This is a genomic window from Serratia sp. CY44782 (assembly GCF_052168715.1).
Classification (GTDB): domain Bacteria; phylum Pseudomonadota; class Gammaproteobacteria; order Enterobacterales; family Enterobacteriaceae; genus Serratia; species Serratia nevei.
Genome location: NZ_JBJNME010000004.1, coordinates 307560 through 326545 on the forward strand (window position 1 = coordinate 307560; position 18986 = coordinate 326545).

Sequence of the window (18986 nt, forward strand, 5' to 3'; positions counted from 1 at the left end):
CACGATGAATCATGCGGAATTTTCGCGGCGCGGGCTTGGCAGTGCCGGCTATAGGTATTAGTCTGCATTTTCCGTCCGGAGGCACATTGTTGTGTTCGCCCCAGCGCTTTTAACCTTATAATCCCATGGCTTGAATGCAGGATCTGGCTTCAGGTTCTAAGTAGAAAAAACAGTATTGGATAAAGATGAAAACTATTGAAGTCGACGAAGAGCTTTACCGTTATATTGCCAGCCACACGCAACACATCGGTGAAAGCGCGTCCGATATTTTACGCCGCATGTTGAAATTCACCGCCGGGCAACCGGTGCGCGCGTTGCCTGCCGCCAGTGTGCCGCAGTCCGTCGAGCTGGAAAAAACGGCGCCGGCGCAGCGTCCGCGCGATCGCGTGCGCGCCATGCGCGAGCTGCTGTTGTCGGATGAATATGCCGAGCAGAACAAAGCGGTCAACCGTTTCATGCTGGTGCTGTCCACGCTGTATACCCTCGATGCCGCCGGTTTCGCCGCCGCTACCGAGGCGTTGACCGGCCGTACCCGCACCTATTTCGCCGGCGATCAGCAGACCCTGCTGGCCAACGGCACGCACACCAAGCCGAAGCATGTACCAGGCACCCCTTACTGGGTGATCACCAATACCAATACCGGCCGCAAACGCAGCATGATCGAACACATCATGCAGGCCATGCAGTTCCCGACGGAACTGATCGAGAAAGTTTGCGGTACCGTCTAATTTAGCGAACAGCCCGTCACGATGGCCGTGCGCGACGTATTTGCCCGGTCACCGACAGGGATGAGGGAGATATGTCGATGGCGAATAATCCACGTGCCGGGCAGCCCGCCCGCCAAAGCGATCTGATCAACGTAGCCCAGCTGACGTCGCAGTACTATGTGTTGCAACCGGAAGCCGGCAATCCCGCACATGCGGTGAAGTTTGGCACCTCCGGCCACCGCGGCAGCGCGCAGCGCCACAGCTTCAACGAAGCGCACATCCTCGCCATCGCTCAGGCGATCGCCGAAGTTCGTCATCAGCAGGGCACCACCGGCCCGTGCTACGTGGGCAAAGACACCCATGCGCTGTCCGAGCCGGCCTTCATTTCCGTGCTGGAAGTGCTGACCGCCAACGGCGTCGATGTGATCGTGCAGGAAAACAACGGCTTCACGCCAACGCCGGCGGTATCGCACGCCATTCTGTGCCACAACCGCCGCGGCGGCGCGCAGGCCGACGGCATCGTCATTACGCCGTCCCATAACCCACCGGAAGACGGCGGCATCAAGTACAACCCGCCGAACGGCGGCCCGGCCGATACCAACCTGACGTCGGTGATCGAAAAGCGCGCCAACGAACTGCTGGCGCAACAGTTGAAAGGCGTTCAGCGCCAGTCGCTGGACAAGGCCTGGAACAGCGGCCACCTGCACGCCAAAGACCTGGTGCAGCCTTATGTCGAAGGTCTGGTTGAGGTGGTCGACATGCCGGCCATCCAACGCGCCGGCCTGAAACTGGGCGTGGATCCGCTTGGCGGTTCCGGCATCGCCTATTGGCAGCGCGTGGCGGAGCACTACAAGCTGGATCTGACGCTGGTGAACGATTCCATCGATCAGACCTTCCGCTTTATGCACCTGGACCACGACGGCATCATCCGCATGGACTGTTCGTCCGAGTCGGCGATGGCCGGCCTGCTGGCGCTGCGCGACAAATTCGATCTGGCGTTCGCCAACGATCCGGATTACGACCGCCACGGCATCGTCACGCCGAAGGGCCTGATGAACCCGAACCATTATCTGGTGGTAGCCATCAACTACCTGTTCCAGCATCGCCCGCAGTGGGGCGCTGATGTCGCAGTCGGTAAAACGCTGGTGTCCAGCGCGATGATCGACCGCGTGGTGGCCGACCTGGGCCGCAAGCTGGTGGAAGTGCCGGTCGGCTTCAAGTGGTTCGTGGACGGCCTGTTCGACGGCAGCCTGGGCTTCGGCGGCGAAGAGAGCGCCGGGGCCTCGTTCCTGCGCTTCAACGGCAAACCGTGGTCGACGGACAAAGACGGTATCATCATGTGTCTGCTGGCGGCTGAAATCACCGCGGTAACCGGTGAAAACCCGCAGCATCACTATGACGATCTGGCCAAACGCTTCGGTGCGCCAAGCTACAACCGCATCCAGGCACCGGCAACTGCGGCGCAAAAAGCGGCGTTGTCCAAGCTGTCGCCGGAGATGGTCAAGGCCAATACCCTGGCGGGCGACCCGATCACCGCACGTCTGACCGCGGCACCGGGCAACGGCGCGTCGATCGGCGGCCTGAAAGTGATGACCGACAACGGCTGGTTCGCGGCCCGTCCTTCCGGTACCGAAGAGGCTTACAAGATCTACTGCGAGAGCTTCCTCGGAGCGGAACACCGCGAGAAGATTGAGCACGAAGCGGTCGAGATCGTCAGCGAAGTGCTGGCTTCTGCCAAGTAAATCGCTTTTCTTGATTGATAATAAGCGCTGTTTTTACAGCGCTTTTTTTATGTCTGCAATTTAGATATATCTTTTTATCGGCGCACGCTTGCGCATTTAGATATATCGATCTAGATTAGCGTTATCGACGCTGTTTAGATATATCTAAACAACCTCGTATTGATGTTCACTGTTAAAGCGAGGTATCACCCTATGTTTCATCGATTAGGTTTACACCGGCATCACCACCACCATCATGAATGCGAAGAGGGTCGCCGTCATCGCGGTGGGCGCCATCACTTCGGCGGCGAAGGCGAAGAGCACGGCAGGGGTGGGCGCGGCGGCCGGGGCGGGCGTCACCGTCTGTTCGAGCACGGCGATCTGCGTCTGGTACTGCTGGCGCTGGTGGCGCGCAAGCCCAGCCACGGCTATGAGCTGATCAAGGCGATTGAGGAAGCTTCATCCGGCCTGTACGTGCCGAGCCCGGGGGTGATTTACCCCACGCTGACGCTGCTGGAAGAGCAGGATTTCCTTGAGCCGCTCACCACCGGCAACGGCCGCAAAAGCTACCGCATCACTGCCGCGGGCGAGGGCGAGCTGCAAAAGCATCAACAGGTAGTTGACGTCATTCTGGCGCGCCTGGCGGGCGCTGGCCGCGAGCATCATCGGCACGGCAATCTGGCGGAAGGCATCTACGACGCCATGAACCGCCTGCGCAGCCTGCTGCGCGGCAACGTGATGCGCGCCGATCTCACGCCGCAGCAGGTGGAGCGCATTAACGCCGTGTTGCTGACCGCCGTGGCGGCAATCGAAAGCGAAATGCATATTCAACCCACGCAGCAGGAGAAGAACTGATGCCCGGCCACCGTTTTACTATTACCGTTGAAGCCCTGAGCGATCGCCAGGGCAATCCCGTCGAGAAAGCGCCGCTGAGTTTTGAAGTGACCAACCACGACGATATTCTCGATATCGTCGAGCGCATCCGGGCGCGTGACGATCTGAACTTCGGCCCCGAGCAGAGCGCGGCCTTCGCCGTAGGCTTGAAGCTGTTCTCCGAAGTGATGATCGAAAACCGCAAACACCCGGTGTTCGCTCCGCTGCGCGATGCGTTTAAAGAATTTATGGTCGGATTGAAGAAGGGGCCGGCGGCGTAAAGGCGCGGCAAACCGCGCCCGCCGGGGTTAAGGCATGAAGCGATAGCCGACGCCGGTTTCGGTCAGCAGGTGTTTGGGCCGGGCCGGATCGGCTTCGAGCTTCTGCCGCAGGTGGCCCATGTAGATGCGCAGATAGTGGCTGTGCTCCACGTAGTTCGGTCCCCAGACGTGGCTCAACAGCTGGCGTTGGGTGATCACTTTGCCGGCGTTGGCCAGCAGCTCCGCCAACAGGCGAAACTCGATCGGCGTCAGATGCAGATCTTCGTCGTTGCGCAGTACCCGGCGATTCACCAGATCGACGGTGATTTCCGAAAAGCTTATCAGCGGGCTTTCCTGTTGGCTGGCGGAGTGGCGACGCAGCGCGACCCGCACCCGCGCCAGCAGCTCGCCGATGCCGAACGGTTTGCTGAGGTAGTCGTCGGCGCCGGCGTCCAGCGCGGCGATTTTGTCCTCTTCGGCGTTGCGCGCCGACAGCACGATCACCGGAATGGCGCTCCACTGCCGCAGATCGCGGATGTAGCTCAGCCCGTCGCCGTCCGGCAAGCCCAAATCAAGAATGATCAGATCCGGTTTGCGCGTGCCGGCTTCAATCAACCCACGCTGCAGCGTTTCACTTTCAAATACCCGCAGGCCTTCGCTCTCCAGTGCGGTGCGCACGAAGCGGCGGATCTCTTTTTCATCTTCAACAATCAGAATGTTGGTTGGCGTTATGCTCACGTTTCCCCTGCGTTGATTACAGATCGAAGGCGTCGCCGTCGATCTCGGGCGGTTTTTCCAGCGGCAGCACGAAGCGGAAGCTGGCGCCGCCGTTGGCGCCGTTTTCCGCCCAGATGCGGCCATCATGCACTTCAATAATGGCACGGCAAATCGCTAACCCCAAGCCGACGCCGGGGATCGCCGACTCTTTATTGCCGCGTGAAAACTTGTCGAAAATCAGCTGCAGCTGATCGGCGGGGATGCCGGGGCCGTTATCCCAGACCTCGACTTCCAGCCACTCGGGCAGCGTGCGTGCGCGAATGCCGATGGTGGCCTCGGCGCCGGCGTATTTATTGGCGTTTTCCAACAGGTTGGTGAACACCCGCTCCAGCAGGCTGCCGTCGCAGTTCACCAGGATCTGTTCCGGCGGCAGCTCGACCACGATAGGATGCTGGCTGAGCAGCGGCTCCAGCATGTGCAGCGAGGCGCCGACGATCTCTTCCAGCGACTGCCACTCTTTGCGCAGGCTGAAACCGCCGGACTGGATGCGCGCCATATCCAGCAGGTTGTTCACCAGCCGGGTGGTGCTCAGCACCTGCTGGCGGATCTGGCTGGCCTGGGTGGCGTGATTGGAACCTTCGGCCGCCAGATCCAGCGTGAGAATTTCCGCCTGGCCGAACAGCACGGTCAGCGGCGTGCGCAGATCGTGCGACAGCGCCGCCAACAACGAGTTGCGCAGCTGTTCGCGCTCGGTGTCCAGTTTGGCTTCTTCGGCGCTGCGCGCCAGGTGCAGCCGCTCCAGCGCGCTGGCGATCAGCACCGCGAAGGTCTGCAACAGCCGCTGCTGTTCCGGCACCATCAGCTGGCGCAGGTTGTTGGGCTCGATCGCCAGCAGGCCGAAGGTCTGTTTGGGGGTATTGAGCGGCAGCAGCTGGTAAGGCACGCCGGGCAGGGTGTCGGTGCCGGCGCCGGCCGGCAGGCCTTTGTCGAAGCTCCAGCGCGCGATGGCCTCGTCTACCGACAGCAGCCCGCCTTCCTCGCCGACCATCTGTTGCAGGCGGCCGTCTTCCTGCGGCAGCAGCAGCACGGTTTTCGCCTGGAAACTGCTGGAGAGGAAGTGGCGGCTGGTGTTGGCGATGTCGGCCACGGTCAGCGCGCGGCTCAGCCCGCGCGACATTTCGTACAGGTGGCGCGCCCGCTGCTCGCGGTAGCGCGCCACCCGGGCCTGATAACGCACCCCGGCGGTCAGGTTGCCGATGATGATGCCGACGGCGAGCATCACGCCGAAGGTCAACAGGTACTGCATGTCGCTGACGGCGAACGACCATTCGGGCTGGACGAAGAACAGATCGAAACTGGCGACGTTAATCACCGCCGCCAGCACCGACGGCCAGCGGCCGAAGAACAGCGCGACGATCGCCACGCCGAGCAGATAGACCATCACCAGGTTGGCCTGATCGAAGCCCGGCAGCAGCCACTGCGAGAGCAGGGTAATCAGCGCGCACAGCGCCACCGCCACCACGCAACCGCGCAGCTGCATGCGCCATTTATCATTGAAGCTGCGGCCGTCGTGTTCCTTGCCCGGCGGCGGTTGTGCGGTGTCGCTCTCCAGCGCCACGATCACCAGATCGAGATCCGGGCCCAGCCGGCCGAGGCGATCGGCGAAGCTGCCGCGCAGCTTCCAGCGCTGCTCGCTACGGCGGCCGATGATGATTTTGCCGAGGTTATGCTCGCGGGCATAGCGCAGCACCGCGCGCTCTTCGGACGGATCGGCCAGCGTGGCGGTTTCTGCCCCCAGTTCCTGCGCCAGCCGCAGCGCGCGCAGAATGGCGCGGCGCTGGTTTTCCGGCAGCCGGTGCAGCTTGGGGGTTTCCACATAGACCGCATGCCAGTGGCAGCCGAGCCGCGCCGCCAGCCGGGCGGCGATGCGCACCAGCTTTTCGTTGCCGCTGTTGTGGCCGACGCACAGCAGAATGCTGTCGCGGGTGTGCCACACTTTCTCGCGCCCCTGGGTGTCGCGAAACTCGCGCATCTGGTCATCGACCCGATCGGCGGTGCGGCGCAGCGCCAGCTCGCGCAGGGCGATCAGGTTGCCTTTGCGGAAGAAGTGCTCGATGGCGCGCTCGGCCTGGCCGGGAATATACACTTTGCCTTCGTGCAGCCGCCGGCGCAGATCGTCCGGCGGCAGATCGACCAGCACCACTTCGCTGGCCTCGTCAAATACGTGGTCGGGCACCGTTTCACGCACCCGCACGCCGGTCACGCCGCCCACTACGTCGTTCAGGCTTTCCAGATGCTGTACGTTGACGGTGGTCAGCACGTCGATGCCGGCATCCAGCAGCTCTTCCACATCCTGCCAGCGTTTGGGGTGGCGCGAACCGTGAGCGTTGCTGTGCGCCAGTTCATCCATCAACACCAGCGCCGGGTGGCGCGCCAGCGCGGCGTCGAGATCGAATTCATGCACCAGCCGGCCGCGATGCTGGATGCGTTTTTGCGGCAGCAGCGTCAGGCCGTCGAGCAGGGCGGCGGTCTCGCTGCGGCCGTGGGTTTCCACCACGCCGACCAGCACGTCCAGCCCCTGAGCGCGCAAACGCTGGGCTTCCTGCAGCATGGCGTAGGTTTTGCCGACGCCGGCGCAGGCGCCGAAGAATACTTTCAATCGGCCGCGCGGTTTTTCATTGGCCATCGCCAGCAGGCTATCGGGATCGGGGCGCTGCTGCTCTTCTTCGACCATGACAATTCCTTGTGTTACCAAGCAAAAAGGGGTTCGGCATGCCGAACCCTATCACTATGCTGAATACGGCGCGTTACTTCAACGCATCCAGCGCCAGGTTCAGCTTCAGTACGTTCACCACCGATTCCCCCATGAAGTTGGGTGTGGCCCGATCGGTGTTGTCTTCGATCAGTTTGGCGATCTGTTCCGGCGGCAGATGCCGTGCCGCCGCGACCCGTGCCAGCTGATACTGTGCGGCGGCGATCGAGATTTGCGGATCCAACCCGCTGCCGGAGGCGGTCAGCAGATCGACCGGGATCGGGCCGCTCATCGCAGGGTTGGCCTGGCGCAGCTGCGCTGCGCGCTCGGCGATAGCCTTATCCAACGCCGGATTGGTGGCCGCCAGGTTGCTGCCGGCAGAGGCCAGTGGATTATAGGCCGAATCGCCGGTGGCCGATGGGCGGCCCCAGAAATAGTCGGCGCGCGTGAAGTTCTGGCCGATCAGCGCGGAGCCGACCGCCTTGTCGCCCCGGTACAGCAGCGAACCGTTGGCCGCACCCGGAAACAGCAGCTGCGCCAGCCCGGTGGTCAGCAGCGGATAGGCGATGCCGGTGATCAGCGTCAGCAGGATCAGCATCACCAGCGCAGGTCGTAAATAAGTCATGTTCATTTCCCTCAATGGTTAACCGGCGACGTGCAGCGCGACCAGGATCAGGTCGATCAGTTTGATGCCGACGAACGGCACCAGCAGGCCGCCGACCCCGTACAGCCACAGGTTGCGGCGCAGCAGGGCCGCGGCGCTCATCGGTTTGTAGCTCACTCCTTTCAGCGCCAGCGGGATCAGGAACACGATCACCAGGGCGTTGAAGATCACCGCCGACATGATGGCGGAGGCCGGGGAATGCAGATGCATCACGTTCAGCGCGTTCAGCTGCGGATAGGTGGCCGCGAAGGCCGCCGGAATGATGGCGAAGTATTTGGCCACATCGTTGGCGATGCTGAAGGTGGTCAGCGAGCCGCGCGTCATCAGCATCTGTTTGCCGATGTGCACCACTTCGATCAGCTTGGTCGGGTTGGAATCCAGATCGACCATGTTGCCCGCCTCTTTGGCGGCCTGGGTGCCGGAGTTCATCGCTACCGCCACATCGGCCTGCGCCAGCGCCGGGGCGTCGTTGGTGCCGTCGCCGGTCATCGCCACCAGGCGGTCTTCCGCCTGGTACTGGCGGATCAGCGCCAGCTTGGCTTCCGGCGTGGCTTCCGACAGGAAGTCGTCCACCCCGGCCTCGGCGGCGATCGCCGCCGCGGTCAGCGGGTTATCGCCGGTGATCATCACCGTTTTGATGCCCATCTTGCGCAGCTCATTGAAGCGTTCCTTGATGCCGCCCTTGACGATATCCTTCAGCGCCACCACGCCCAGCACTCGGGCGCCTTCCGCCACCACCAGTGGTGTACCGCCGGTGCGCGCCACGCTTTCCACCAGATCGTCCACCGCCCGCGGGAAGTGCCCCTGATTGGATTCGACGTGACGGCGAATGGCATCCACTGCGCCTTTGCGGATCATGCGCTCCTGCACGTTGACGCCGCTCATGCGGGTCTGGGCGGAGAAGGGCACGAAGGTGGCGTTCAGCGCCTGCAGATCGCGTTCGCGCAGGTTGAATCGCTGTTTGGCCAACACCACGATGCTGCGGCCTTCCGGCGTTTCGTCCGCCAGCGAGGCCAGCTGCGCGGCATCCGCCAGCTCTTGCTCTTTCACGCCCGGCGCCGGCAGGAACTCCGAAGCCTGTCGGTTACCCAGCGTGATGGTGCCGGTTTTATCCAGCAGCAGCACGTCCACGTCGCCGGCGGCTTCCACCGCGCGGCCGCTGGTGGCGATCACGTTGGCGCCGAGCATGCGGCTCATCCCGGCCACGCCGATGGCGGACAGCAGGCCACCGATGGTGGTGGGGATCAGACAGACCAGCAGCGCGACCAGCACGGTGATGGTGACCACGCTGCCGCTGCCGGCCGCTTCCACGCTGTATTGCGAGAACGGGAATAGGGTGGCGGTGGCCAGGACGAACACGATGGTCAGCGCCACCAGCAGGATAGTCAGTGCGATCTCGTTCGGCGTTTTGCGGCGTTTGGCGCCTTCCACCATGGCGATCATGCGATCGAGGAAGGTTTCCCCCGGGTTGACGCTGCACTGCACCACCAGCCAGTCGGACAGCACGCGGGTGCCGCCGGTGACCGAGGAAAAGTCGCCGCCGGACTCGCGGATCACCGGCGCGGACTCACCGGTGATGGCGCTTTCATCTACCGAGGCGCCGCCTTCCAGCACTTCGCCGTCGCACGGGATGGTGTCGCCGGCTTCCACCAGCACGATATCGCCCTTGCGCAGGCTGTCGGCGGCCACTTTCTCCGTGGTGCCGTCGCGGCGCGGGCCGGCCAGTTTTTTCGCCCAGCTGGTTTTCTTGGTGCCCTTCAGGCTTTCCGCCTGGGCCTTGCTGCGCCCTTCGGCCAGCGCTTCCGCGAAGTTGGCGAACAGCACGGTGAACCACAGCCACAGGGAGACGCTGCCGGTAAAGGCGGCGGCACCGTCGGTTTGGCCGGTGAGGATCGCCAGCCAGATGGCGGTGGTCAGAATGCTGCCGATATACACCACGAACATCACCGGGTTGCGCCATTGAACGCGAGGGTCCAGTTTTTTCACCGCATCGATCAGCGCGGTACGCACCAGGGCCGGTTCAAACAGCGCGCGTTGTTTGCGAGTCATCTCTTATTCTCTCTCTGTGACGTCGGTTAGTTTGCCAACCAAAGCTGCAAATGCTCGGCCACCGGGCCCAGCGCCAGCGCCGGCACGAAGGTCAGCGCGCCCACCAGCAGCACGGTGCCGATCAGCAGGCCGATAAACAGCGGCCCATAGGTCGGCAGGGTGCCGTTGCCCGCCGGTTGGCGTTGTTTGGCGCTCAGCGAACCGGCGATCGCCAGCACCGGCAGGATCACCCCGAAGCGGCCGACAAACATGGCGAAGGCCAACAGCAGGTTGTAGAACGGCGTATTGACGCTCAACCCGGCGAAGGCGCTGCCGTTGTTGTTGGCGGCGGAGGACAGGGCGTACAGCACTTCGCTGAAGCCGTGGGCGCCCGGGTTGAGGATGCCGGCGCGGCCCGCGTCGGTGCCGATGGCCAGCGCGCTGCCCAGCAACACCAGCGTCGGCGTGACCAGGATCGCCAGCGCGGTCATCTTCATGTCGTAAACGTCGATTTTCTTGCCCAGATATTCCGGGGTGCGGCCGATCATCAGGCCGGCGATAAACACCGTCAGCAGCACGAACAGCAGCATGCCGTACAGGCCGGAGCCGACGCCGCCGAACACCACTTCACCGATCTGCATCAGCCACATCGGCACCATGCCACCCAGCGCGGTGAAAGAGTCGTGCATGGCGTTAACCGCCCCGCAGGACGCGGCGGTGGTCACCACCGAGAACAGGCTGGTGGCAAGAATGCCGAAGCGCGACTCTTTGCCTTCCATATTGATGTTGCTGTCGGCGCCCAGCGCGCTCAGGTGCGGGTTGCCCGCCAGTTCGGCGTACATCACCACCACCACAGCTACCACGAAGATCAGCGCCATTGCCCAGATCAGCGCATGGCCCTGGCGGTTTTCACCGGCCAACTGGCCGAAGGAGAAGCACAGTGCGCAGGGGATCAGGAAGATGGCCAGCATCTGCACGAAGTTGGTCAGCACGGTCGGGTTCTCGAACGGGTGCGCCGAGTTGGCGCCGAAGAAGCCGCCGCCGTTGGTGCCGAGCATCTTGATCGCTTCCTGCGAGGCCACCGGCCCCATGGGCAGCGTCTGCTGCGCGCCTTCGAGCGTGGTGACGTGCAGGTAAGGCAGGAAGTTTTGCAGTGTGCCCTGGCTGACGAAGAACAGGGCGATCAGCAGCGCGATTGGCAGCAGCACATACAGCGTGATGCGGAACAGATCGGCCCAAGCGTTGCCGACGGTGTTGCCGGCGCGGCGGGTAAAGGCGCGGATCAGCGCAAAGGCCACGGCGATGCCGGTGGAGGCGGAGACGAAGTTCTGCACTGCCAGCCCGGCCATCTGGCTGAAATAGCTGAGGGCGCTTTCGCCGCTGTAGGCCTGCCAGTTGGTGTTGGTGACGAAGCTGACGGCGGTGTTGAGCGCCAGATCCCAGGAGAGGCCCGGGAAGCCTTGCGGGTTGAGCGGCAGTGAGCCCTGCGTCATCAGCAGGGCGAACAACAGCGCCAGGCCGAGCAGGTTGAACGCCAGGATCGCCAGCGCGTACTGCCACCAGTTCATCTCGGTGGCGCGGATGCCGCAGGCGCGCCAGACGCCGGCTTCCACCCCGCGCAGCGCAGGCAACGGCTCACCTTCGATCAGGCGCGCCATAAAGCCGCCCAGCGGCCGGGCCAGCAGCAGAAGCACCAGCAGGAAGCTGGCGATCAGTAAAAAGGCTGAAGCCGCCATCAGAAATCCTCCGCGTTAAACAGGGCGTAGACCAAATAGGCCAACAGCAGCAGAACCAACAGCGCACCACCAATAACGCTGAAACTCACGGGACACCTCCAGAGGTGTTGTTTTTGATAGAGGCAGTGTAGGGAGAGGGGTAGAAAGAAGATGAAAAAATCGCGCGGGCAGGTGTAAAAAAAGTATAAAAATGGCTGAAATTTCAGCGGAAATTCAGCGCTTCAACCATCAGGCCGGTGGCGAGATTGCCCCTGATGGGGGAGGGCGAACGGGCGTAAGCGGGAAATAACGAACCGGATAATAACCACAATGTAACCCATGGTAAGTTAAAAATTAACCTGACTGTAACAAAATTACGGATCGCTGCGACGATTAGCGATTTTTTGCGCGATTTAGTGGTCGGATGAGTAGTAAACTTTCATCAAGTGCGCTAAAATTTTGCTCAGTTACCAAATTACCGATTGTTCATTTGATACGCCGACGCCGTTTTCCCTGACAAATCAACGGCAGGCGTTTTTAAGGAGGTTCGCATGTCTACTACCTATCACGCTTATTCACTGCATCGGATTCTCCTGCGCCGCAGCGCAGTGGTCATCGCGGGCATTTTGGCCCTGCCGGTGATGCTGTTCCGCAGCGATCGCGGGCGTTTTTACAGCTACCTGCACCGCGTCTGGTCAAAAACCAGCGATAAGCCGGTCTGGCTGCAGCAGGCGGAACTGGCGTCCTGCGATTTCTACTGAGCCACTGCTGATTCACGAAAACCCTCGCCCTGCGGCGGGGGTTTTTTTATGCCTATAGCCGCCCCGATCAAGCGCAAGGTCGTATTCGGCAAGCCATTCTTCTACACTTTCCTCATCGGCCAACAACACGGGAGAGCGGTATGAGCGACAAGATCCCTATCGGTATCAGCGCCTGTTTACTGGGCGAAGCGGTGCGTTTCGACGGCGGTCACAAGCGGCTGGCCTTTGCGGTGGAACAGTTGGCGCCCTATGTGCGCTTTGAGCCCGTTTGCCCGGAAATGGCGATTGGCCTGCCCACGCCGCGCCCGGCGCTGCGCCTGGTGAAACAGGCGCAGTCGTGGCCGGCGATGCGCTACAGCAACGACGCCGGCGTGGATCTGACCGAGGAGATGCGCGGCTTCTCCGCGCAGCGCGTGGCGGCCTTGCAGCATCTGTGCGGCTATATCGTCTGCGCCAAGTCACCGAGCTGCGGCCTGGAACGGGTGCGGGTCTACAGCGAAAACGGCAAGGACTCGCGTAAAAACGGCGTCGGTCTGTTTACCGCCGAACTGCTGCGCCAGATGCCATGGCTGCCGGTGGAAGAGGATGGACGATTGCAGGACGCGGCACTGCGGGAAAACTTCATTGAACGGGTGTATGCGCTGTACGAGCTGAACATGCTGTGGCGTCAGGGGCTGACCCGCGGCGGGCTGATCGCGTTTCACAGCCGCTATAAGCTGTCGCTGCTGGCGCATTCGCAGCCGGCGTATCGCGAGCTGGGGCGCTTCGTCGCCGATATTCACCGCTGGGACTCGCTGGAGGCCTTCGCCGTGGAATACCGCAACCGCCTGATGGCGCTGTTGGCGCACAAGGCGACGCGCCGCAACCACACCAATGTGTTGATGCACGTGCAGGGCTACTTCCGCCGTCAGCTCAGTACGGCTCAGCGCCAGGAGCTGGCGCACCTGATCGACCGCTACCGGCAGGGCATGCAGCCGCTGTTGGCGCCGATTGCGCTGCTCAAGCATTACATGGCGGAATACCCCGATCGCTATCTGGCGGAACAACGCTATTTCGAACCTTACCCGGAGGCGCTGCGTTTGCGTTACGGCCATTGATTGACAAGGAGTTTTATGACCACGCATCTGGTCTGGTTGCGTAACGATCTGCGTATCACCGACAACAACGCGCTGCACGCCGCCTGCAGCGATCCCGAAGCCCGGGTACTGGCGGTGTTTATCGCCACGCCGCAGCAGTGGCGGCAACATGAGATGGCGCCGCGGCAGGCGGCGCTGATCCACGCCAGCCTGCAGGCGGTGCAGCAGGCGCTGGCGCACAAGGGCATTGCGCTGCATTGCCATGCCTGTGCGGACTTTGCCGCGTCGATCGACTGGCTGGCGGACTATTGCGAGCGGGAGCAGGTGGATGCGCTGTTCTACAATCGCCAGTACGAACTGAACGAACGCCGGCGCGATGCGCGGCTGGAACAGCGGTTGAGCGGCCGGGTGAGGTGCCACGGTTTCGATGACAGCCTGCTGTTGCCGCCGGGCAGCGTACTCACCGGCGGCGGCGAGATGTACAAGGTCTATACGCCGTTTCGCAACGCCTTTCTTCAACGCCTGACCGAGTCCGACGTGAGTTGCCTGCCGGCGCCGAAGATCCGTGCCGGTGGCGCGTTGCCTGCGCCTGAGGCGCCGGCGGCGTTCGATTACCCTACGGCGGAGACTGGGGATGGTTATCCCGCCGGCGAGGAGGCTGCGTTGCAGCGGCTGCGCGCCTTTTGCCGCGAGCAGGTGCAGGATTACCTCCGGCAGCGCGATCTGCCGGCCCTCGCCGGCACCAGTAGCCTGTCGCCCTATCTGGCGATCGGCGTGCTGTCGCCGCGCCAGTGCTTCAATCGCCTGCGCGCCGAATGCCCGCAGCTGCTGGAAGATCGCGAAAGCGGTGCCTTCGCCTGGCTCAACGAGCTGATTTGGCGCGAGTTCTATCGCCATCTGCTGGTGGCCTATCCCGATCTGTGCCGCCATCGGCCGTTTATTGCCTGGACGGACAAGGTGCGCTGGTGCGATGACGCGGCGAAGCTGCACGCCTGGCAGCGGGGCGAGACCGGCTACCCGATCGTCGATGCCGCCATGCGCCAGCTGAACGCCACCGGCTGGATGCACAACCGGCTGCGCATGATCAGCGCCAGTTTTCTGGTGAAGGATCTATTGATCGACTGGCGCGCCGGGGAGCGCTATTTCATGTCGCAACTGCTGGATGGGGATCTGGCGGCCAACAACGGCGGCTGGCAGTGGGCGGCCTCTACCGGCACCGACGCTGCGCCGTATTTTCGCATCTTCAACCCGACGACTCAGGGTGAACGTTTTGATCCACAAGGCACTTTTATCCGTAAATGGTTGCCGGAACTGGCGGATGTGCCCGACAATGACATCCATCATCCCCATCGCTGGGCGGAAAAGCAGCGATGCACGCTGAACTACCCGCTGCCGATCGTCGACCATAAGCAAGCCCGGCTGGAGACGCTGGCGGCGTTTGAGGCGGCAAAACGGGGAGAGTCTTGAGGCAACTGCAAGGAGCGATGCAATGATGAAAAAGGTGCTGGCCCTGTGCCTGAGCGGCTATTCGGCGCTGGCGATCGCCGGCTTTGACGTGGTGGCGCTCGGCGTCGACGGCGGCGTCAGCGACGGCAATCTGACCTCCTACCTGATCCGCAGCGACAATCAGCCGCGGTATGTGGCGCTGGACGCCGGTTCGCTGCTGCCGGGCATCGCCAAAGGGCTGGAGAAGGGCAGCTTCCCGCAGGTGACGCCCGAGCTGGCCGCGCCTTACACGCCGCAGGGCTATGTGTTCCGGCAGTTGATCGGCAGCTACTTTATCAGCCACGGCCACCTGGACCACGTGGCGGGGCTGATCGTTGGCTCGCCCGAGGACAATAAAAAAACCGTTTACGCCCAGGCGGACACCGTACTGACCCTGCGTAATCACTACTTCAACTGGAAGGCGTGGCCGAACTTTACCGACGCCGGCAACGGCTCGCGGCTGGGCACTTACCGGCTGCAAACGGTGCGGCCGCAGCAGCGGTTTACCCTCGGCCTGACCGGATTAACCGGCGTGATGTACCCGCTCAGCCACGATCGCTATCCGTCGTCGATGCTGCTGATTTCCAACGGCAACGAGTTCTTCGCCTACTTCGGCGATACCGGGCCGGATAAGGTCGAGCAGTCGCGCGATCTCGATACCGTATGGCGCGCGCTGGGGCCGCTTGTCGAGCAGAAGAAGCTCAAGGGCATGATTATCGAAACCTCTTACCCTAACGGGGTGGAGGATAAACATCTGTACGGCCATTTGACGCCGGCCTGGCTGCTGAAGGAGCTGAAGAACCTGACGCAGTACAGCGGCGGCGATGGCTCGCTGAACGGTTTGCCGGTGGTGATCAGCCACATCAAGCCCAGCCTGAAGCAGGGCGAAGACACGCGCGCCGCCATTGAGCAACAGCTGGCGCAGGGCAACGATCTGGGCGTGAAATTCATCCTGATGGCGCAGGGCGACCGGCAGATATTTTGACTATGAAGAGAGAAGAGAATGCGTAACCTCGATCTGGAACAACTGATCAACACGGAACTGAACGCCGCGGCGTTTCAGGACTACGCCCCCAACGGATTGCAGGTAGAAGGCCGCCCGCACGTGCAGCGCATCGTGACCGGTGTCACCGCCTGTCAGGCGCTGCTGGACGCCGCGGTGGCGCATCAGGCCGACGCGATTATCGTGCACCACGGCTATTTCTGGAAAAACGAGGCGCCGGCGGTGCGCGGCATGAAGCGCAACCGCCTGAAAACGCTGCTGACCCACGACATCAACCTGTACGGCTACCACCTGCCGCTGGACGCGCATCCGGTGCTGGGCAACAACGCGCAGCTGGCGCAGGCGCTGGGCATTCGGGTGATTGGCGACGTCGAGCCGCTGGTGCCGCACGGCGAATTTGAACAGCCGCTGACCGGCGAAGCGCTGCAGCAGCGTATCGAAAGCCGGCTGGGGCGCGCGGTGCTGCACTGCGGCGATAACGCGCCTGAGCACATTCGCCGGGTGGCCTGGTGCACCGGTGGCGGCCAGGGCTTTATCGACAGCGCGGCGCGCTTCGGCGTCGATGCGTTCATCAGCGGTGAAGTGTCTGAGCAGACCATTCACAGCGCGCGCGAAATGGGCGTGCATTTCTTCGCCGCCGGCCACCACGCCACCGAGCGCGGCGGCGTGAAGGCGTTGGGCGACTGGCTGGCGCAGCACCACGGCTTTGATGTGACCTTTATCGATATCCCGAATCCCGCCTGATTTTTTTCTTCCCCGGATCCAGCCCGGCCTGTGCGCCGGCTGAATCCTTTTACCGCGCTATTTCCTTATTTTCCTTATGGTTGCGTTCTATTGACAGCCGGGGCCGCGTCACGCATAACTGGTGTGTTTTTCATCGCGATAATAATAAGGAGAATAAGGGTGCAACAAGCACGTTATTACCTGTTGGGTGAAAGAGCGGTAGTGCTTGAACTGTCGCCGCCGGTGACCTTACCGAGCCAGCAGCGCATCTGGGCGCTGGCGGAAAAGCTGAATCACCACCCCGACGTGCGGGAAGTGGTGCCGGGGATGAATAACCTGACGCTGTTGCTGCATACGCCGCAGGCCGACGCCGAAGCGATGCTCGCGCTGCTGCAGCAAGGTTGGGAAAGCAAAGAGAGCCTGACGCCGGAATCGCGCCAGGTGGATATTCCGGTGGTCTACGGCGGGGAGCAAGGCCCCGATCTGGATGAAGTGGCGCGCCATACCGGCATGACGCCGCGGCAGGTGGTGGAATGCCACGCGGCGGCGGCCTACGTGGTCTATTTCCTCGGCTTTCAGCCGGGTTTCTCCTATTTGGGCGGTATGCCGGAACAGCTGGCGACGCCGCGCCGCGCTGAGCCGCGTCTGGCGGTGGCGGCCGGCTCCGTCGGCATCGGCGGCGGCCAGACCGGCATCTATCCGCTGGTGACGCCCGGCGGCTGGCAGCTGATTGGCCGCACGCCGCTGGCGCTGTTCAATCCGCATGAAATGCCGCCGACGCTGCTGCGCCCGGGCGATAACGTGCGCTTCGTGCCGCAGAAGGAGGGCGTATGCTGATTATTCTGCGTGCCGGCATCTATACCACGGTGCAGGATTTGGGCCGCGAGGGATTCCGCCGTCTGGGCATCAGCACCGGCGGGGCACTGGATCAACCGGCGTTGAAGATCGCCAACCTGCTGGTGGGCAATGCGCCTGAGGCCGCCGGGCTGGAGATCACCCTCGGCCAGTTCAGCGCCGAGTTTACCCGCCCTGGCTGGATCGCCCTGACCGGCGCCGGCTGCGACGCGCAGTTGGACGGCAAGCCGCTGTGGACCGGCTGGCGCTACCCGGTGAAAAAGGGGCAGCGGCTGGCGCTGGGCACGCCAAAACGCGGCATGCGCAGCTACCTGGCGATCTCGGGCGGCATCGCCGTGCCGGAAATGCTGGGCTCGTGCAGCACCGACATGAAAGCCGCCTTTGGCGGCCACGAAGGCCGTAACCTGAAGGACGGCGATCGGCTGCCGCTGGGTAAATCCACCGCGCTGCCGCAACACCGCTGCGGCGTGAAGCAGCTGCTGTTCACCAACCGCATCCGCGCGCTGCCGGGGCCGGAGTACGCCGAATTCAGCGAAGAGGCGCAGGACACGTTCTGGCGCACCGCCTGGCAGCTCAGCCCGCAGAGCAACCGCATGGGCTACCGCCTGCACGGCGGCACGCCGCTGGAGCGCACCACCGACCGCGAGATGCTTTCGCACGGCCTGCTGCCCGGTGTGGTGCAGGTGCCGCACAACGGCCAGCCGATCGTGCTGATGGCCGATGCGCAAACCACCGGCGGTTACCCGCGTATCGCCTGCGTGATCGAGGCCGATCTCTACCACTTGGCGCAGATCCGTCTCGGCGAACCGATCCACTTCGTTCTCTGCTCACTGACGGAGGCGCAGCGCGCCAAGGCTGAGCAGGATCTCTTCCTTCGACAGATTGCCTGGGGGTTACATGATCGTTGATTTGAACGCCGATCTCGGCGAAGGCTGCGCCAACGACCAGGCGCTGTTGCAATTGGTGAGTTCGGCCAACATCGCCTGCGGCTTCCACGCCGGCGATGCGCAGACCATGCGTCAGTCGGTGCGCTGGGCATTGCAGTACGGCGTGGCGATCGGCGCCCACCCGAGTTTTCCCGATCGGGAGAACTTCGGCCGCACCCGCATGCAGCTGCCGCCGGAAACGGTGTACGCGCAGGTCGTGTATCAGCTCGGGGCGTTGGCGGCCATCGCCCGTGCCGAGGGCGGGGTGATGGTGCACGTTAAGCCGCACGGCATGCTGTACAACCAGGCGGCGGTTGAGCCGGCGCTGGCGGAAGCGATCGCCCGGGCGGTGCAGGCGGTCGATCCGGCGCTGCGGCTGGTGGGGCTTGCCGGCAGCGAGCTGATCCGCGCCGGGGAACAACTCGGTCTGACCACCCGGCAGGAGGTATTCGCCGATCGCGGCTATCAGGCCGACGGCACGCTGGTGCCGCGCGGTTTGCCGGGGGCGTTGATCGACGATGACGAACAGGCGCTGGCGCAAACGCTGGAGATGGTGCGCCATCACCGGGTGCGCAGCGTGGATGGCGTCTGGACCGCCGTTCAGGCGGAAACCGTCTGTCTGCATGGGGACGGCGAGCATGCGCTGGCGTATGCGCGCAAGCTGCGGGACAGTTTTGTTCAGCAGGGGATCCGCGTCAGCGCGGAGCAGTAAAGCAATAA

General features: G+C 63.1%; 18 protein-coding genes. 12 read left to right on the forward strand and 6 right to left on the reverse strand.

Annotated features, from left to right (window positions below):
- The first annotated feature begins 185 nt into the window (after nt 1–185).
- The 4 genes from seqA to ACJ8HT_RS09755 all read left to right on the forward strand — a co-directional run bounded on the left by seqA (nt 186) and on the right by ACJ8HT_RS09755 (nt 3582).
- Entirely contained in the window at nt 186–728 is a 543-nt protein-coding gene (seqA, locus tag ACJ8HT_RS09740) for a replication initiation negative regulator SeqA (protein ID WP_197652252.1), read from the forward strand.
- Nucleotides 729–805: 77 nt separating this feature from the next.
- Nucleotides 806–2449, forward strand: a complete 1644-nt coding sequence (pgm, locus tag ACJ8HT_RS09745) for a phosphoglucomutase (alpha-D-glucose-1,6-bisphosphate-dependent) (protein ID WP_197652251.1) — start codon at nt 806–808, stop codon at nt 2447–2449.
- Nucleotides 2450–2641: 192 nt separating this feature from the next.
- On the forward strand, nt 2642–3283 hold the full coding sequence (locus ACJ8HT_RS09750) for a PadR family transcriptional regulator (protein ID WP_197652250.1): 642 nt from the start codon (nt 2642–2644) through the stop codon (nt 3281–3283).
- Nucleotides 3283–3582: a DUF3861 domain-containing protein gene (locus ACJ8HT_RS09755; RefSeq protein WP_038877504.1), complete on the forward strand. Its 300-nt coding sequence runs from the start codon at nt 3283–3285 to the stop codon at nt 3580–3582. Before ACJ8HT_RS09750 ends, ACJ8HT_RS09755 begins: the two co-directional genes overlap by 1 nt.
- Before the next feature lie 27 nt (nt 3583–3609).
- Here ACJ8HT_RS09755 and kdpE read toward each other — a convergent pair whose 3' ends face one another.
- From kdpE to ACJ8HT_RS09785, 6 genes are all read right to left on the reverse strand, one after another.
- Nucleotides 3610–4299, reverse strand: coding sequence for a two-component system response regulator KdpE (gene kdpE / locus ACJ8HT_RS09760; protein ID WP_038877506.1), 690 nt, complete (start codon nt 4297–4299; stop codon nt 3610–3612).
- 16 nt (nt 4300–4315) lie between these two features.
- Nucleotides 4316–7012: a two-component system sensor histidine kinase KdpD gene (kdpD, locus tag ACJ8HT_RS09765; protein ID WP_197652249.1), complete on the reverse strand. Its 2697-nt coding sequence runs from the start codon at nt 7010–7012 to the stop codon at nt 4316–4318.
- Between the two features lie 73 nt (nt 7013–7085).
- Entirely contained in the window at nt 7086–7655 is a 570-nt protein-coding gene (gene kdpC, locus ACJ8HT_RS09770) for a potassium-transporting ATPase subunit KdpC (protein ID WP_055311935.1), read from the reverse strand.
- Nucleotides 7656–7673: 18 nt separating this feature from the next.
- Nucleotides 7674–9743: a potassium-transporting ATPase subunit KdpB gene (gene kdpB, locus ACJ8HT_RS09775; protein ID WP_197652248.1), complete on the reverse strand. Its 2070-nt coding sequence runs from the start codon at nt 9741–9743 to the stop codon at nt 7674–7676.
- 26 nt (nt 9744–9769) lie between these two features.
- Nucleotides 9770–11458 carry a potassium-transporting ATPase subunit KdpA gene (gene kdpA, locus ACJ8HT_RS09780; protein WP_038877511.1) on the reverse strand — a complete coding sequence of 563 codons (1689 nt, stop codon included), beginning with the start codon at nt 11456–11458 and terminating at the stop codon, nt 9770–9772.
- On the reverse strand, nt 11458–11547 hold the full coding sequence (locus ACJ8HT_RS09785) for a K(+)-transporting ATPase subunit F (protein ID WP_016928742.1): 90 nt from the start codon (nt 11545–11547) through the stop codon (nt 11458–11460). The genes kdpA and ACJ8HT_RS09785 overlap by 1 nt, the downstream gene beginning before the upstream one ends.
- A gap of 441 nt (nt 11548–11988) precedes the next feature.
- Here ACJ8HT_RS09785 and ACJ8HT_RS09790 point away from each other — a divergent pair, with 441 nt between their 5' ends.
- The 8 genes from ACJ8HT_RS09790 to pxpA all read left to right on the forward strand — a co-directional run bounded on the left by ACJ8HT_RS09790 (nt 11989) and on the right by pxpA (nt 18978).
- Nucleotides 11989–12198, forward strand: a complete 210-nt coding sequence (locus tag ACJ8HT_RS09790; protein ID WP_004939916.1) for a YbfA family protein — start codon at nt 11989–11991, stop codon at nt 12196–12198.
- A 140-nt stretch (nt 12199–12338) separates the two neighbouring features.
- On the forward strand, nt 12339–13295 hold the full coding sequence (locus ACJ8HT_RS09795) for a YbgA family protein (RefSeq protein WP_197652247.1): 957 nt from the start codon (nt 12339–12341) through the stop codon (nt 13293–13295).
- A 15-nt stretch (nt 13296–13310) separates the two neighbouring features.
- The gene (phrB, locus tag ACJ8HT_RS09800) at nt 13311–14741 is read left to right on the forward strand and encodes a deoxyribodipyrimidine photo-lyase (protein ID WP_194572717.1); all 1431 of its coding nucleotides are present in this window, start codon (nt 13311–13313) and stop codon (nt 14739–14741) included.
- A 22-nt stretch (nt 14742–14763) separates the two neighbouring features.
- The gene (locus tag ACJ8HT_RS09805; protein WP_197652246.1) at nt 14764–15744 is read left to right on the forward strand and encodes an MBL fold metallo-hydrolase; all 981 of its coding nucleotides are present in this window, start codon (nt 14764–14766) and stop codon (nt 15742–15744) included.
- 18 nt (nt 15745–15762) lie between these two features.
- Complete coding sequence (locus ACJ8HT_RS09810; protein ID WP_025301873.1) at nt 15763–16506, forward strand: type 2 GTP cyclohydrolase I; 744 nt, start codon at nt 15763–15765, stop codon at nt 16504–16506.
- 159 nt (nt 16507–16665) lie between these two features.
- Nucleotides 16666–17322, forward strand: a complete 657-nt coding sequence (gene pxpB, locus ACJ8HT_RS09815; protein WP_004939909.1) for a 5-oxoprolinase subunit PxpB — start codon at nt 16666–16668, stop codon at nt 17320–17322.
- Nucleotides 17316–18248 carry a 5-oxoprolinase subunit PxpC gene (gene pxpC / locus ACJ8HT_RS09820; protein ID WP_060440510.1) on the forward strand — a complete coding sequence of 311 codons (933 nt, stop codon included), beginning with the start codon at nt 17316–17318 and terminating at the stop codon, nt 18246–18248. Before pxpB ends, pxpC begins: the two co-directional genes overlap by 7 nt.
- Nucleotides 18238–18978, forward strand: a complete 741-nt coding sequence (gene pxpA / locus ACJ8HT_RS09825; protein ID WP_060423628.1) for a 5-oxoprolinase subunit PxpA — start codon at nt 18238–18240, stop codon at nt 18976–18978. The genes pxpC and pxpA overlap by 11 nt, the downstream gene beginning before the upstream one ends.
- Nucleotides 18979–18986 lie beyond the last annotated feature (8 nt).